General features: G+C 67.5%; 12 protein-coding genes. 5 read left to right on the forward strand and 7 right to left on the reverse strand.

Annotated features, from left to right (window positions below):
- Positions 1 to 11 precede the first annotated feature (11 nt).
- Entirely contained in the window at positions 12 to 3296 is a 3285-nt protein-coding gene (locus tag ACWEFV_RS12470; protein WP_450070393.1) for an error-prone DNA polymerase, read from the reverse strand.
- Positions 3297 to 3438: 142 nt separating this feature from the next.
- On the opposite strand from ACWEFV_RS12470, the gene ACWEFV_RS12475 reads away from it, so the two are divergent.
- The gene (locus tag ACWEFV_RS12475) at positions 3439 to 4449 is read left to right on the forward strand and encodes a hypothetical protein (protein WP_135453069.1); all 1011 of its coding nucleotides are present in this window, start codon (positions 3439 to 3441) and stop codon (positions 4447 to 4449) included.
- 172 nt (positions 4450 to 4621) lie between these two features.
- On the opposite strand, the gene ACWEFV_RS12480 is transcribed toward ACWEFV_RS12475, so the two are convergent.
- From ACWEFV_RS12480 to ACWEFV_RS12490, 3 genes are all read right to left on the reverse strand, one after another.
- Positions 4622 to 6178, reverse strand: a complete 1557-nt coding sequence (locus ACWEFV_RS12480; protein WP_135453068.1) for an APC family permease — start codon at positions 6176 to 6178, stop codon at positions 4622 to 4624.
- Positions 6171 to 7067 carry a universal stress protein gene (locus tag ACWEFV_RS12485; RefSeq protein WP_135459903.1) on the reverse strand — a complete coding sequence of 299 codons (897 nt, stop codon included), beginning with the start codon at positions 7065 to 7067 and terminating at the stop codon, positions 6171 to 6173. The genes ACWEFV_RS12480 and ACWEFV_RS12485 overlap by 8 nt, the downstream gene beginning before the upstream one ends.
- A gap of 115 nt (positions 7068 to 7182) precedes the next feature.
- Complete coding sequence (locus tag ACWEFV_RS12490; protein ID WP_135453067.1) at positions 7183 to 8052, reverse strand: MaoC family dehydratase; 870 nt, start codon at positions 8050 to 8052, stop codon at positions 7183 to 7185.
- Between the two features lie 69 nt (positions 8053 to 8121).
- On the opposite strand from ACWEFV_RS12490, the gene ACWEFV_RS12495 reads away from it, so the two are divergent.
- Positions 8122 to 10149, forward strand: a complete 2028-nt coding sequence (locus ACWEFV_RS12495) for an SDR family oxidoreductase (protein WP_450070394.1) — start codon at positions 8122 to 8124, stop codon at positions 10147 to 10149.
- A 1-nt stretch (position 10150) separates the two neighbouring features.
- Here the strand turns inward: ACWEFV_RS12495 and ACWEFV_RS12500 are convergent, their stop codons facing one another.
- A complete protein-coding gene (locus ACWEFV_RS12500; protein WP_135453065.1) occupies positions 10151 to 10798 on the reverse strand; it encodes a TetR/AcrR family transcriptional regulator in 648 nt (215 codons plus the stop codon).
- A 51-nt stretch (positions 10799 to 10849) separates the two neighbouring features.
- On the opposite strand from ACWEFV_RS12500, the gene ACWEFV_RS12505 reads away from it, so the two are divergent.
- From ACWEFV_RS12505 to ACWEFV_RS12515, 3 genes are read left to right on the forward strand one after another with little or no spacing between them, the layout of a single operon-like run.
- Positions 10850 to 11596, forward strand: a complete 747-nt coding sequence (locus ACWEFV_RS12505; RefSeq protein ID WP_135453064.1) for an SDR family NAD(P)-dependent oxidoreductase — start codon at positions 10850 to 10852, stop codon at positions 11594 to 11596.
- A 16-nt stretch (positions 11597 to 11612) separates the two neighbouring features.
- The gene (locus ACWEFV_RS12510) at positions 11613 to 11930 is read left to right on the forward strand and encodes a DMT family transporter (RefSeq protein ID WP_135453063.1); all 318 of its coding nucleotides are present in this window, start codon (positions 11613 to 11615) and stop codon (positions 11928 to 11930) included.
- Positions 11931 to 11956: 26 nt separating this feature from the next.
- Positions 11957 to 12997: a nucleoside hydrolase gene (locus ACWEFV_RS12515; protein WP_450070395.1), complete on the forward strand. Its 1041-nt coding sequence runs from the start codon at positions 11957 to 11959 to the stop codon at positions 12995 to 12997.
- A gap of 14 nt (positions 12998 to 13011) precedes the next feature.
- On the opposite strand, the gene ACWEFV_RS12520 is transcribed toward ACWEFV_RS12515, so the two are convergent.
- Entirely contained in the window at positions 13012 to 14601 is a 1590-nt protein-coding gene (locus ACWEFV_RS12520; protein WP_135453061.1) for a DNA polymerase Y family protein, read from the reverse strand.
- Positions 14602 to 14604: 3 nt separating this feature from the next.
- Positions 14605 to 15312, reverse strand: coding sequence for a hypothetical protein (locus tag ACWEFV_RS12525; RefSeq protein WP_450070396.1), 708 nt, complete (start codon positions 15310 to 15312; stop codon positions 14605 to 14607).
- Positions 15313 to 15368 lie beyond the last annotated feature (56 nt).

The raw sequence follows: 15368 nt of genomic DNA on the forward strand, positions 1-15368 counted from the left end.
CCGCCGGGGCCTCAGCGGAAGTCTCGCGACCGGGAGCCGACCCTCAGCTCGACCGGGCTCATCCGGTCGGCGATCACGGTGACCGCACCGCTGGCGTTCTGCACGATGCCGCGGACCACCAGTGCCGGCGCCGTCTGCGCCAGCTTGCGGTAACGCGCCCACACCCCGGGCGCACACAGCACGTTGACCATCCCGGTCTCGTCTTCCAGGTTCATGAACGTCACCCCCTGTGCGGTCGCCGGACGCTGCCGGTGAGTTACCGCCCCGGCAACCAGGATCCGGGTTCCGTCGACGACATCCAGCAACCTGTCGGCGGGAATCACGCCCAGCGCGTCGAGGTCGGCGCGCAGGTACTGGGTGGGATAGCTGTCCGGCGAGACACCGGTAGCCCACACGTCGGCGGCCGACAGCTCCAGCGCGCTCATCCCCGGCAGCGGCGGGACATGTGAGGACGAGCCCACCCCCGGCAGCCGGTCCGGCCGCTGGGTGGCCGCCGCACCCGCGGCCCACAGCGCCTCGCGCCGGCTTACCCCGAAACAACCCAGCGCACCGGCGGTGGCCAGCGCCTCGGTCTGGGATACCGACAGCTGCACCCGGTTGGTCAGGTCGATCAGGGTGGTGAACGGCCCGTTGGCATTTCGTTCGTCGACCAGACGCCCCGCCAACTCGTCACCGATGTGGCGGACACTGCCCAACCCCAGCCGCACGTCCATGCCGTGGTTCTCGCATGTCGCGTAGGCCAGGCTGGCGTTGACATCGGGGCCGTGTACCACCACCCCGTGCCTGCGCGCGTCTGCGACCAGCGACTGCGGCGAGTAGAACCCCATCGGCTGGGCCCGCAGCAGTGCCGCGCAGAACGCCGCCGGATGGTGCAGTTTGAACCACGACGAATAGAAGACGAGGGACGCGAAACTCAGCGAATGACTTTCCGGGAAACCGAAATTGGCGAACGCCTCCAGCTTCTCGTAAATCCGCTCGGCCACCTCGCCGGTGATGCCGTGAAGTTCGGCCATGCCGGCGTAGAACCGGCTGCGCAGCCTGCGCATCTTCTCGGTGGAGCGTTTGGAGCCCATCGCCCGGCGCAGCTGGTCGGCCTCGGCCGCGGTGAAACCCGCACAGTCGACCGCCAATTGCATGAGCTGTTCCTGGAACAGCGGGATGCCCAGCGTCTTGCGCAGTGCGGATTCCATGGACGGATGGTCGTAGGTGACGTCCTCCAGACCGTTGCGGCGACGAATATAGGGATGCACTGAGCCACCCTGGATCGGGCCGGGCCGGATCAGCGCCACCTCCACCACCAGGTCGTAGAACTCCCTCGGCTTGAGCCGGGGCAGGGTGGCCATCTGCGCGCGGGACTCCACCTGGAACACCCCGACCGAGTCGGCTTTCTGCAGCATCTCGTAGACCGCCGGTTCGGACAGATCCAGCTTGGCCAGGTCGACGGCGATGCCCTTGTGCTCGGCCAGCAGATCGATCGCATAGTGCAGCGCCGAGAGCATACCGAGGCCCAGCAGGTCGAACTTGACCAAACCGATTGCCGCACAGTCATCTTTGTCCCACTGCAGCACGCTGCGGTTGGCCATGCGGGCCCACTCCACCGGGCACACGTCGGCGATCGGGCGGTCACAGATCACCATGCCGCCCGAGTGGATACCGAGGTGGCGCGGCAGGTTGGCGATCTGGGTGGCCAACTCGATCACCGGCTGCGGAATGTCCTCGGCCTCCGGCGAGTCCGGGCGACCGTTCCACCGGCTGAGCTGCTTGCTCCAGGCGTCCTGCTGTCCCTGGGAGAAACCCAGCGCCCGGGCCATGTCGCGGACCGCGCTGCGGCCGCGATAGGTGATGACGTTGGCCACCTGTGCGGCGTAGTCACGGCCGTAACGCTCGTAGACGTACTGAATGACGTTCTCGCGCAAGTCCGATTCGATGTCGATGTCGATGTCCGGCGGCCCGTCGCGGGCCGGAGACAGGAACCGTTCGAACAACAGCTCGTTGGCGATCGGGTCGACGTTGGTGACCTTCAGTGCGTAGCAGACCGCCGAGTTGGCCGCCGATCCCCTGCCCTGGCACAGGATGTCGTTGTCCCGGCAGAACCGGGTGATGTCGTGCACCACAAGGAAATAGCCGGGGAACTTCAGCTGCTCGATGATGCGCAGCTCGTGTTCGATCTGCGCATAGGCCTTTCTCGCGTTGTCCACGGGCCCGTACCGCTCGGCCGCCCCGGCCATCACCAACTCGCGCAGCCAGCTGTCCTCGGTGTGCCCGGCCGGGACGTCGAACGGTGGCAGCTGCGGGGCGATGAGCGCCAGACCGAACGCACACTGCTCACCGAGATTGGCTGCGGCCGTCACGATTTCGGTACCGAACAGCCGGGCCATCTCCTCCCCCGACCGCAGGTGGGACCCGCCCAGCGGGGCCAGCCAGCCCGCCGCGGTGTCCATCGAGTTCCTGGCCCGGATCGCCGCCATCGCCATTGCCAGCCGGCCCCGGTCAGGGGCGGCGAAGTGCGCACCCGTGGTGGCAACCACATCGAGGCCGAACCGCGGGGCCAGCCCGGCCAGGACGGCATTGCGTTCGTCGTCACACGGATGGCCGTGATGCGCGAGCTCGATACTGACCCGGCCGGCCCCGAATCGGTCCACCAGGTCGGCCAGGGCGGCCGCGGCGGCTTCCGGCCCACCGCAAGAAAGCGCCTGGCGGACATGGCCTTTACGGCATCCGGTGAGAATGTGCCAGTGCCCACCGGCAGCCTCGGTGAGCCCGTCGAAGTCATAGCGGGGCTTACCCTTCTCACCACCGGCCAGGTGCGCCTTTGCGATCTCGCGGGACAACCTCCGGTAGCCCTCCGGCCCACGGGCCAGTACCAGCAGATGCGGGCCGGGCGGGTCGGGATCCTCGGTGCGGGGAATGTTCCCCAACGACAACTCGGCGCCGAAGACGGTGGCCACGTCCAACTCCCTGGCCGCCTCGGCGAACCGGACCACGCCGTAGAGCCCGTCGTGATCGGTCAGCGCGATCGCCCGCAGGTTCAGCCGGGCCGCCTCCTCGACCAGCTCCTCCGGCGTGCTCGCGCCGTCGAGGAAGCTGTACGCCGAATGTGCGTGCAGTTCGGCGTAACGGACCGATGTCCGCGGCCGGTCGAGTTCCGGCGGCTGATAACTACCGCGCTTACGCGACCAGGCCGGGCTGTCCCCGCCGTCGCCCGCGGGCTCCAACGGCAGTCCGGAACGGCGGGGCTTGCCGGTAAGTACCCGCTCCATCTCCGACCAGCTCGGCGGTCCGTTATGCCAGCCCACCACGTCAGTGTATCGAACATTTGTTCGAGATCCAGCGGGGTGTGTCCATCCTGCCCGAACATGTAGGTCACCTCGTGATGCCGATCACGCCGCCGCCCCCTACGATGCCCGTGGGCTGGGGATCCGCTGTGAAAGGACGGTAATGGCGTCAACGAAGTACATCGGCTATGTCGGTGGTGTCGCGGTCGCGGCGGGAGTCGGGGCGGCGATCGCCGTGGCCGGCCAGGGCACCGCACACGCTGATTCGACGGACGGTGCGTCCAAGGAATCGACCAGCAGCAGTACATCGCAGCACGTCAACGCCGGGCCGAAGCGCGGTGAGGCCAAGGCCGGTGACACCAAGCGGGCCAAGCCCCTGTCCACGTTCAAGGACAACATCGACAAGCAGGCCGACAAGATCGAGAAAGCGGCGGCACACGTCAACAAGGCCGTTCAGGCCGCCAAGCCCGCCAAGCCCGTGTCCGTCAAGCCCAAGCCGAAGCTCAGTGCCGACGAGTTCGAGGCCGGCCAGGTCGCCAAGCTCAAGGACCTGTTCAACCCCAAGCAGGCCGCGACTCCCAAGCCTTCGCCCGTGGTGGCAGACCAGCCGGAGACCGAGTCCGTCGCGCAGCCGAAGAGCGGGACCTTGGCCACCCCGAAGCTCGGCGCGGTGCGGACCCAGGCCGATACCGCTGAGGCACGGGCGGATACACCGTGGAACCCCAACCCGTTCCGCGACGACGATCCGGAGCCGACGGACATCCCCGAGCCGATCCTGAATCTCCGGAACGCGTTGATGAACACCGCACTTCCCGACGAACTCGACCCGTTCATCAGGGAAGCCACCGAGCAGATCTACCGGGGCAGTCAAATCGTGCCGTGGGTGAACGCGGTGATTCCGATCAGCAAGATTCTGCCAAGCCTGGCGCCCGCCCTCGGCGATGATGCCGCGGCCCGCGATGCACGGCAGACGATCATCAACGAGCTGATCAAGACCACCCCGCCGGGATCGCTCCTGTACTACGGGTACGACATTGCCGTCGACCTGCTCAACGTGGAAGACCAAGGCGCCGATCTCAAGGTGCAGGCCGTCACCACGGTGTGGGATCTGCTCGATCCGTTCGAGCTGGCGCACAACAAAGGCAACTCCGGCATCGGCGGCGCGGCCGGATAGTTCGCGCACGTAACGTGGTGGCGATTTTCGAGGGGTTATTTTTGCGCCACCACGTTACATACGCGGAAAGTGAGCGTGGCCCCGCCACTGTGCCGCGCAAACAGCGCGATGTGGATCTAAATGACGTGCACTGTCGCTTATTTCACTGAATTCGCTGAACTGGAGAGTATGCCTACTCCACGAGCGACGGTGTGTCGTGCCGCAATGTCTCGCCCCTGAAGAATGCCGGGCTGACCGACCGCCAGACGAACATGAGCACGACGCCGAGCAGCAGGATGCCGAAGCCCATGAAGAACACCAGTCCGATACCGCCGATCGCGGCGCCGCTTCCGTTCTCCGGATCCATGCTCTCCTTGATCGCGAGGACGAACACCCAGGCCAGCACCAGGCCGCCGATCAACGGGAACAGGAACTTGAACAGCACGTTGTGGGCGCTGGTGAACAACTCCCGACGGAAATACCAGACGCAGGCGAACGCCGTGATGCCGTAGTACCAGCAGATCATGATGCCAAGGGCGGCAATGGTATCCAGTAGCGCACTCTCGGACAGCAGACTCACCACGGTATAGAACACCCCGGTGACCACGCCGGCGACGACAGTGGCGAAGGTGGGCACCAGATAACGCGGGCTGACCTCGGCGAATCTGGGCGGGAAAGCCTTGTAGGCCCCCATGGCGAGCATGGCCCGCGCCGCGGGCAGGAACGTGGTCTGCAGGCTCGCCACCGACGAGGCCAGGATCGCCAGGAACAGCAGCGGCCCGGCATAGGTGCCCAGCACAGGGTCGGCCAACGCGGCGAACACGTTCTCCGCATTGTCGGGATTGCCCAGGCCCAGATCGGTTTCACCGACCCCGGCGTACATCATCACCGCGACGGCGATGAGCAGATACGTCGCCAGGATGGACAGCACGCACAACAGCCCGGCGCGGCCCGGCACCTTCGTCGGGTCCTTGGACTCCTCCCCCAGCGTCAGGCAGGTGTCCCAGCCCCAGAACGCGAATATCGACCCGGTCACACCAACGGCGAAGACGCCGAAGGTAAGTCCGGTGAGTGGGTTGAACCAGTCCAGGTCGAAGGACAGCCCGGCCGGCGCGTCACCGCGACCCACATGCACCAGCGCCATCACCGCGAACGCCAGCAGCACCACCATCTGGAACCCGACCAGCACGTACTGCACCCGTTCACTGGTGGTGATACCGCGACTGGCAATGGCGGTGGCAATGGCCAGGAACACCAGCGTGGTGGCGATGTTGATGACCTTGTTGCCGGCGAGCTCGGCGATCGGGTGGTGGTTGGTGACCCGGGCGATGAACAGGTAGAAGAACTCGACGGCGATCGCGGCGAGGTTGGACAGGACGATGATCGAGGCCATCACCATGCCCCACCCGCACATCCAGCCGACATACGGGCCAAATGCCTTGGTGGACCACGTGAACGACGCGCCGCAGTCCGGCGCCCGCGAGTTCAATTCGCGGTAGGCGTAGGCAGTCAGGAACATCGGGATGAACCCGGCGATGAAGATCGCCGGCATCTTCAGTCCGACGGCCGCGACGATCAACCCGATGCTCGCCGTCAGCGTGTACCCCGGTGCCACACACGAGATCCCGAGAATCGCACCCGAGAACGTGCCGACCTTGCCTGCGGCCAGCCCCTTGGACACCAGCCCCGCGGAGTGTTCGGCGTCCTCGAGCTTCTGGTGGGACTCGTGTTCCGATGCGGACTCAGCCATGAGCGTCCTCGCCGTCTTTCAGTTCGTCCCGGGGCACAACCACCATCGGCACGTCCAACACCCGCAACATCTTGGCCGCGGTGGAACCGAGGAAGATCCGCCGCGGTGCACTGAGCCGACTGGATCCGACCATGATGATGTCGCCTTCATCCCAGCCCAACTGTTCGACGGCGGCCTCGACGCTGGGACCGTTCACGATCGTGGAGGTCACCGGAAAATCGTCCGGCAGTTCATCTTTGGCGGCTTCCAGCGTCCGCTCCGCGTGCGCGAGTGCGTGTGCCCGGACCGCCTCGGCGTCACCTCGCAGCGAGCCGAAGGTCGGATCGAGCGCCACCAGCGACACCAGCCGCAGTGGGATGCCCGCGGCCCGACTGGCCCGTACCGCGGTGGCGAGCAACAGATCCGAACCCTGGCGTTGACCGATGGCACAGGTGATTTCGTGTACCCGCTCGATCGTCGAATCGCGGGTTCCGCGCGGCGCCACCGCGACCGGAACCGGCGAGGAGTGCAACAGCTCGTTGACCACCGACCCCAGCGAGTAGCTGCCGACCAGTCCCCCGCCGGCACCGCCGACCACGATGGCGATCGCCTCGAACCGCAGCGCCTGGCGGATCAGGCCGTCGGTGAACGACTCGTCGAAGCTCAGATGCGGGTGTGCCACAACGTCGTCGGGCACCAAGGCCAGGGCGTCGTCCAACCAGCCCTGCGCCTGCTCGGCCAGCACTTCCTCGTAGCCGCCGCCTTTGGGCACGGTACCCGGCGGCGCGGTGTCGGGCGGTAGCACGATGCAGATGTTGACCTCGGCACCCAGTGTTCGGGCGAACCGGACCGCCAGGGCCAACGCATCGGCGCCACCGGGAGTGGCCAGATATCCAACGACCAGGTTCACCTGCGTCATCTGCCACCACCCATCCCGGCACCGCGCCGTCCGACCGTAGTGGGTCGATCCTGTCAACCCACCACGCGGTGTGCAGGGCTTCTACGAAATTGCCGGATCGGCTGGATCACTCGGAATACTCGGCGGCGCCGTCCTCGAGTACGAGCCGGGCATCGGCACCGTCGGGCCCGGCGGCCTCGGTGCGGAACACCGCGCGTCCCGGTTCGGTACGCCAGATCGACGTCGTCAGCGTCTCGCCCGGGAACACCGGCGAACTGAACCGCGCCGCCACCGCATGAACCTTCGTGGCATCTCCGCCGCCGAGCGCGGCGACCAGCGCCCGTCCGGCCACGCCGTAGGTGCACAGCCCGTGCAGGATCGGCTTCGGGAAACCGGCGAGATTCTGCGCGAACCAGGGATCGCTGTGCAGCGGGTTGCGGTCCCCGGAGAGCCGGTAGATCAGCGCCTGGTCCTCGCGGGTGGGCAGCACCACCTGAGCGTCGGGTTCACGGTCGGGGATCTGCGGCGCCACCGGACGCTGCCCGGGCTGCCCGCCGAATCCGCCTTCACCCCGAATCACCACGGTGGTAAGGGTTTCCGCGACGACCTCACCGCTGGCCGGATCGGAACCGATGCCCTTGAGCATGACCACCGCGTTCTTGCCTTCGCCCTTGTCCTGGATGTCGGCGACCTCGGAGACCACGGTCAGCTTTCCGGACGGGGGCAGCGGCCGATGCAGCCGGATCTCCTGGGAACCGTGCAGCAGCATGCCGAAGTTGAAGGTGCCGATCTTGAGCGCTGCCGGGAAGGGCGAGCACGCGATCACCGCATACGTCGGCAGTACCTGCTGTTCGATCTCGTGGCTGTTCTCGGTGGTGAAGGCAAGGTCATCGGTGCCTGCGCCGACGCCGAGGGCGTACAGCAGGGTGTCGCGGTCGGTCCAGTCGAACGGAATCGGATCGGTCGTCTCGCCAATGGCGTCCGGGTTGAGGGGCATGCGTGCCGACGATAGTTGAGTCGACCGCCCTTGTTGACGTTTGCCCGATCTGGGGCCACGATGGCTCGCATGCGTTATGTCGTTACCGGCGGTACCGGGTTTATTGGTCGCCGAGTGATCACCCGGATTCTGTCCCGCGAGCCCGGCGCCGAGGTGTGGGTGCTGGTGCGCCGCGAGTCGCTGACCCGGTTCGAGCGGCTCGCCCAAGACTGGGACGAGCGGGTGAAACCGCTGGTCGGCGACCTGACGGCGGCCGACCTCGGCTTGACCGACACCGATATCGCCGAGCTGGGCGACATCTCGCACGTGGTGCACTGTGCGGCCATCTACGACATGACCGTCGGTGAGTCCGAGCAACGGGCCGCCAATGTGGACGGCACCCGTGCGGTGATCGAGCTGGCCCGGCGCCTGGACGCCACGTTGCACCACGTGTCCTCGATCGCGGTGGCCGGAAACCATCGGGGCGTGTTCACCGAGGACGATTTCGACGTCGCCCAGGACCTGCCCACGCCGTATCACCAGACCAAGTTCGAGGCGGAACTGCTCGTGCGCTCGACACCGGGCCTGCGCTACCGGGTGTACCGCCCGGCGGTCGTGGTCGGCGATTCGCAGACCGGTGAGATGGACAAGATCGACGGCCCGTACTACTTCTTCGGTGTACTGGCACGTCTCGCCGCGCTTCCCAAGTTCACGCCGATGATGCTGCCCGACTCCGGCCGGACCAACGTCGTGCCGGTGGACTACGTGGTCGACGCGATGGTCGCGCTCATGCATGTCGAAGGCAAGGACGGTGAGACGTTCCATCTCACCGCGCCGAAGACCATCGGGCTGCGCGAGATCTACCGCGGGGTCGCCGCCGAGGCGGGGCTGCCTCCACTACGCGGATCGCTGCCGCGGGCCACCGCGGCTCCGGTGTTGCGAGCCCGGGGACGGGTCAAGGCAGTGCGCAACATCGTCGCCACCCAGCTGGGCATCCCGGGCGAGGTGCTCGACGTCGTCGAGTTGCGGCCGACCTTCACCGCGGACAACGCCACCGCCGCGCTACGCGGTACCGGGATCGCGGTTCCCGAATTCTCTTCTTACGCACCGAAACTCTGGCGATACTGGGCGCAGCACCTCGATCCGGACCGGGCGCGGCGCGACGACCCGTCCGGCCCTCTGGTCGGCAGGCACGTCATCATCACCGGCGCTTCCAGCGGCATCGGCCGGGCCTCGGCAGTCGCCGTCGCCGAACGCGGCGGCTGCGTCTTCGCCCTGGCGCGCAACGGCGACGCACTCGACGACCTGGTCGACGAGATCCGCTCGGCCGGCGGTCAGGCCTACGCATTCACTTGTGACGTCACCGATTCGGCGTCGGTCGAGCACACGGTCAAGGACATCCTCGGCCGGTTCGGCCACGTCGACTACCTGGTGAACAACGCCGGCCGGTCCATCCGACGATCCGTGGTGAATTCGACGGACCGGTTGCACGACTATGAGCGGGTGATGGCGGTCAACTACTTCGGCTCGGTCCGGATGGTGCTGGCGCTGCTGCCACACTGGCGCGAACGCCGGTTCGGCCATGTGGTCAACGTGTCGAGCGCCGGCGTGCAGGCCAACAGCCCGAAGTACAGCGCCTACCTACCGACCAAGGCCGCGCTGGACGCGTTCTCCGAGGTGGTCGGCACCGAGACCCTCTCGGATCACATCACCTTCACCAATATCCATATGCCGCTGGTGAAGACGCCGATGATCGCACCGTCGCGCAAGCTGAACCCGGTGCCCCCGATCTCCGCCGAGCACGCCGCGGCCATGGTGGTGCGCGGTCTGGTGGAAAAGCCGGCCCGGATCGACACCCCACTGGGCACCGTGGCGGATTTCGGTACCTACCTGACCCCGAAACTGTCTCGCCGCGTTCTGCATCAGCTGTATCTGGGCTACCCGGACTCGGCGGCCGCACGTGGGCAGGCCGGCGACGGCACCGACGTTACGACCGGTGGTGAGGCGCAACGACGGCCGAAGCGACCGGTCCGCAGCACCCGAAACATCCGGGTCCCGCGTGCGGTGTCGCGCCCGGTCAAACGGGCAGTGCGATTGGTGCCCGGGGTGCACTGGTAAGTCACGGCGTACCAACCGCTTTCGTACCGGCGCCTCCGGCCGCGCTGTCCCAGGCCAGCATTGCCAGGTCCACGGTGGCATCCATGTCAGCCCGGGGCGCGCCGTCTCTTGCCTGGATCGACAACCCGTGGAGCACGGTGATCAGGAACGACGCGAGCCGTTGCGAGTCCAGATCAGCCGGTAGTTCACCGTCGGCGATGGCCGCCCGGATCCGGGCCTGCAACTGCGCGCGGTCCTCGTCCCGGTACGCCTTGAGCAGATCCCGCAACGCCTCGGTCTCGGTCGAATAGGCGATCCCGGCGAGCACGATCAGGCAACCAGGCGGGCTGTCGGGGTCGGCGTACTGGTGCACGCTGTCGCGCAACATGGCCTCGACCGCGTCTCGAATCGGAACCGGGCGTTGCAGCGCGATCATGAGCGGGGAGCGTTCCGGGGCGCCGTAGTACGCGACCGCCTCGCGGAACAGGTCCTCCTTGGAGCCGAATGTCGCATACAGGCTCGGTGCGTTGAGTCCCATCGCCTCGGTCAGGTCACTCACCCGGGTGCCTTCGTACCCACGCTCCCAGAACACGTCAGTTGCGGCCTGCAGCGCGGTGTCTCGATCGAACGCGCGTGGCCGGCCGCGACGTGCTGTGGGTTGACGGGGCATACGGACAGTCTATATTTGTAGTGTCTATTACAAAATTGATTGGAGCCACGTATGGCGTTGAAAGCATTGACATCCAAGGCCGCACTCATCACCGGTGGCAGCCGCGGAATCGGTGCGGCAATCGCGCGCCGCCTCGCGGCCGAAGGCGCCGACGTGGCCTTCACCTACCACTCATCGCCCGAGCGAGCGGCCGAAGTGGTCGACGCGATCACCGGGTTCGGCGCGAAAGCCCTTGCACTACAACTCGACAGTGCTGCGCCAGACGCCGCACCGCACGCGGTCGATGCCGTCCTCGACGCGTTCGGCCGGCTGGACATCCTGGTGAACAACGCCGGAGTCTTCCCCAACGGTCCGCTGGACCGGGTGAGCGCCGGCGATATCGACCAGGCCATCAACCTCCACATCCGCGCGCCGTTCCTGTTCAGTCAGGCCGCCGCGGCGGCCATGGGCGAGGGCGGCCGGATCATCACGATCGGCAGCAACCTGGCCGACCGCACCCCCTTTCCCGGCGTGACGCTGTATTCGACGACCAAGGCGGCCGTCGGCGCGCTCGCCCGGGGACTGGCCCGTGATCTCGGGCCACGTGGCATCACCGCCAACGTGGTACAGCCGGGCAATACCGACACTGAGATGAATCCGGCCGACAGTCCCGAGGCCATCGCCGACCTCCCGAACATTCCGCTGGGACGCTTCGCGCAGGCCGACGAAATCGCCGCCGCTGTCGCCTACCTCGCCGGTCCGGATGCGCAATACGTGAACGGCACGACCCTGACCGTCGACGGCGGCTACAACGCCTGACGCCCGGGAGGCAACAATGTCATGGTTTCTGCTGGCCTTCGCCGGACTGCTGGAGATCGTCTGGGCGCTGGCCATCAAACAGTCCGAGGGCTTCACCCGACTGTGGCCGAGCGTGGTGTGCGTGATCGCCGCGGTGGTCAGCTTCGTGATCCTGGCCCTGGTGGTCAAACACCTTCCGGTCGGCACGGCGTACGCGGTGTGGGCCGGAATCGGCGCGGTCGGGGTCACCATCGCGGGCGTGGTGCTGTTCGGTGATGCGCTGACACCGCTGCGGATGACGTTCATCGCGTTGATCGTGGTGGGCCTGGTCGGCCTGCGATTTGTTGAGCAGTGAGCCCGCCCACGCTTAAGGTTGGCGACGTGACGTCGCTACCCGTATTCGCCGATGTCGATACCGGTGTCGATGACGCCATGGCGCTGACATATCTGCTCGCCAGCCCTGAAGCCGAGTTGGTCGGTATCGCCTCGACCGGGGGAAATGTTCCGGTGCAACAGGTATGCGCCAACAATCTGGGCCTGCTGGAACTGTGCGGGGTGGCGGGGATACCGGTCTCCAAGGGAGCCGAGCAGCCGTTGAGCGCACCGTTGCGCACCGCCGAGGACACCCACGGGCCACAGGGTCTGGGATACGCGCAATTGCCGAACACCGACCGGCTGCTGACCGCACACGACGCCGCCGAGGCCTGGGTACGCGCTGCACGTGCATACCCGGGTGAATTGATCGGGCTGGCCACAGGCCCCCTGACCAACCTGGCCCTGGCCATGCGCGCCGAACCCACCCTGCCCAAGCTGCTGCGCCGGCTGGTCATCATGGGCGGGGCCTTCGACTACCGAGGCAACACCACGCCGGTGTCGGAGTGGAACATCAGCGTGGATCCCGAGTCCGCCGCCGAGGTGTTCCGCGGTTGGAATGCCGCCTGGGGTCTGGATGAGGCGACACATGTCCCTATCGTGCTGGGCCTCAACCTCACCGAGAACATCGCGTTGACTCCCGCGCTGCTGAACCGACTGGCGGCCGCGTCCGGCTCGCCGTCGGCACTGATGAGTGTGCTCGACGAGCGGGGCACCCGGTCCACGGCGGACAACCCGTTGATCCGCGTGCTCGAAGACGCCATGCGGTTCTACTTCGAGTTCCACTTCGACACCGGCGACGGGTACCTGGCGCACCTGCACGATCCCCTGGCCGCCGCGGTCGCGCTGGATCCGGAATTGGTGAGCTGCCGGGAAACCACGGTCGATGTAGAGCTGAGCGGCACCCTGACCCGCGGTATGACGGTGGCCGACTGGCGCGGGCACTGGGGCCGTCCGCCCAATGCGCTCGTCGGCACGGAGGTCGACCCGACGGTGTTCTTCGACCGGTTCATCAGCCGGGTCGGGGAGTTCGCGCAACGCCTGAGCTGATCCGGCCCAGACCCTCATTCATAGGCACCCTCCAGATACCACCGGCGCTGCCGGTAACACAGCAGCAGAGCCAGGTCTCCTTCGCCGGCCCCCTCGTGACCCCCCAGCAGCACCTGGACCCGCGCGGTGCGCCCGGCCCCTCGGTTCTCCGGATCCCACCACCGCTCGTCGACCGGCCACGGCCCCGCCCACCAGCGCAGCCTGCCGTCACGCTGGCCGGCGCCGGCCAGCTGCGCCGGGTCGGACGAGAACAACCCGCGGCTGGTGACCCGGACCGGGTTTCCTTGTACGTCAAGAAGTTCCACTGGATCATCGAGCAGTACGGTCGGTGAGGGCTCGGGAAGCTGGCCGGGCCAGGGCTGCCGCGGATCGGCTCGCGGTACCTGCTCATCCCCCAACGGCGTGAAGGTGATGCGCTCGGCAGGCCCGCGGCCGCCGCTGAGCACCGGCACCTTTACCGCTTCCGGCCCGAGCAGACCCTGGACCCGCAGCAGCGCACGCCGGGCCCGCAACCGGTCTTCCTCCCCGATCCCGCCCCACAGCGGCAACTGCAGCGCCGCGGCGGACACCACCTCCACCGGGCGCAGGCGCAGCACCGTGACCGGGGCCGTGGGCCGCTCGGAAGTGCGGCGGTTCAGCCAGCCGTCCAGCTGCCAGCGCACCCGGTCGGCGGTGGCATCCTCGGTCAACGGTTCAGCGCACCGCCAGACCCGTTCCAGCTCTTCACCATTGGCGGTGACGGCATGGATGGCCAACCGGGTACAGCCGACCCCGGCCGCCTCCAGATGACGATGCAGATCACTGGCCAGTGACCGTCCCGCGAAGGCTGCGGCATCCACCCGTTCGATCGGCGGGTCACAGTTCATCACCGCATCAAGTTCGATGGCCGGATCCCGTCCGGAGGGGCCACGGTCCGGCTCCCCACAGGCAAACCGGTGCGCCGTCACCGCATCCGCGCCGAACCGGGAGGCGACATCGGTACGGGACAACTCGGCGAACTGCCCAAGGGTTCGGATACCCATCCGCCACAACAGGTCTGCCAAGTCCTCACGGCCGGGAGCGGCCAGGGCCGGTTCGGTGGCCAACTGCCGGATCGACAGGCCAGAAAGAAACAGCGCGTCGTTACCGGGTTCGACGATGCAACCCGCCCGAGCGGCGAAGACCGCGGTGGAAAGTTGATCGGCGATACCGACCTGGCATTCGGCCCCCGCCGCGGCGACGGCGTCGATCAATCGTTCGGCCGCCACCGGTTCGGACCCGAAGTACCGTGCCGCGCCGCGTACCGAGAGCACCAGCAGTCCCGGACGCAGCACCTCGGCGCGCGGCACCAGATCGTCGACGGCAAGCGTCACGTTCTCGAAATGGCGGGCATCCCTGGCCGGGTCGGCGGTGACGACATGCAGTTGTGGGCACCGGGCCTGCGCCTCGCGGCGGCGCAGCCCGCGTCGGACCCCGGCCGCACGCGCCGACGCCGAGCAGGCGATCACCCGGTTGGCCAAAGTGACCGCGACCGGCACCGTCGACGTCAGGCCTGCCGCCGTCGCCGCGGCCACCGCGGGCCAGTCCATACACCAGAGGGCCAGGACCCTGGAATCCGCGGGCATGAGCTATCCGCCTGCCGCGCAAGCCGGTCCGACGCCTCGACCACGGGCCCGCATGGCCAGCCGGACCCGGCTGATCCGACCGCGCCCGGGCACCGGGACACCCCGGTCGGCACCGACCACCTCATAGCCGGACACCCGGGCCTCCAGCCGAGCCGACGCGCCCTGCCAGTCACCATCGGTGACCAGCAGGGTGCAGCCCTTCTGCCGGGCCCGCGCCACCATCACCCGGGCCCGGCTCGGCGGCACCGAACGCCCACCCAACCCGAGCACCACCAGATCCATCCCGTCCATCAGCACCGCGGCCACCTCGACGGGATCGGCGCCCGGGTCGGGGATCACCGCGAGCCGGCTCAGATCGGCGCCCATCTCCACTGCGGCCAGCAGGCCGACATCGGGTTGACCGATGATCACCGCGTGCCCACCTGCAGCCGTCACCGCCGCCACCATCCCCAGCGACAGCGACCGGGCACCCGCGGCCACCGCGACGGACCCGCGTGGCAGCATCGTCGGCAGGCCCTCGGGCAGCGTCTCAACCAGCGCCTCAGGCGGCTCCAGCAAAGATTCTGGAGCCGGGACCACCGCCGGCGACCTGGGCACACCGCGATGTACCGGGCCGACCTTCCCGGACACGGAGGCAATCTTGCGCCGGAGGTGTTCTACCTGTTCGGAGCGGGTAAGCAGGCGTAAATCGAGCTCTGCCGCAGCAGTCACAACAACACCTCCCGCCCCATCTGCCCATCACCATTTTCGAATATATGTTCGATCGC

This window comes from Mycobacterium sp. NPDC004974 (genome assembly GCF_053600815.1).

What these genes read in the sequence shown, in the direction of transcription:
- ACWEFV_RS12475 (WP_135453069.1), top strand. Translation starts at nt 3,439, where the DNA reads ATGGCGTCAACGAAGTACATCGGCTATGTCGGTGGTGTCGCGGTCGCG.
- ACWEFV_RS12480 (WP_135453068.1), bottom strand. Translation starts at nt 6,178, where the DNA reads ATGGCTGAGTCCGCATCGGAACACGAGTCCCACCAGAAGCTCGAGGAC.
- ACWEFV_RS12490 (WP_135453067.1), bottom strand. Translation starts at nt 8,052, where the DNA reads ATGCCCCTCAACCCGGACGCCATTGGCGAGACGACCGATCCGATTCCG.
- ACWEFV_RS12495 (WP_450070394.1), top strand. Translation starts at nt 8,122, where the DNA reads ATGCGTTATGTCGTTACCGGCGGTACCGGGTTTATTGGTCGCCGAGTG.
- ACWEFV_RS12500 (WP_135453065.1), bottom strand. Translation starts at nt 10,798, where the DNA reads ATGCCCCGTCAACCCACAGCACGTCGCGGCCGGCCACGCGCGTTCGAT.
- ACWEFV_RS12505 (WP_135453064.1), top strand. Translation starts at nt 10,850, where the DNA reads ATGGCGTTGAAAGCATTGACATCCAAGGCCGCACTCATCACCGGTGGC.
- ACWEFV_RS12510 (WP_135453063.1), top strand. Translation starts at nt 11,613, where the DNA reads ATGTCATGGTTTCTGCTGGCCTTCGCCGGACTGCTGGAGATCGTCTGG.
- ACWEFV_RS12520 (WP_135453061.1), bottom strand. Translation starts at nt 14,601, where the DNA reads ATGCCCGCGGATTCCAGGGTCCTGGCCCTCTGGTGTATGGACTGGCCC.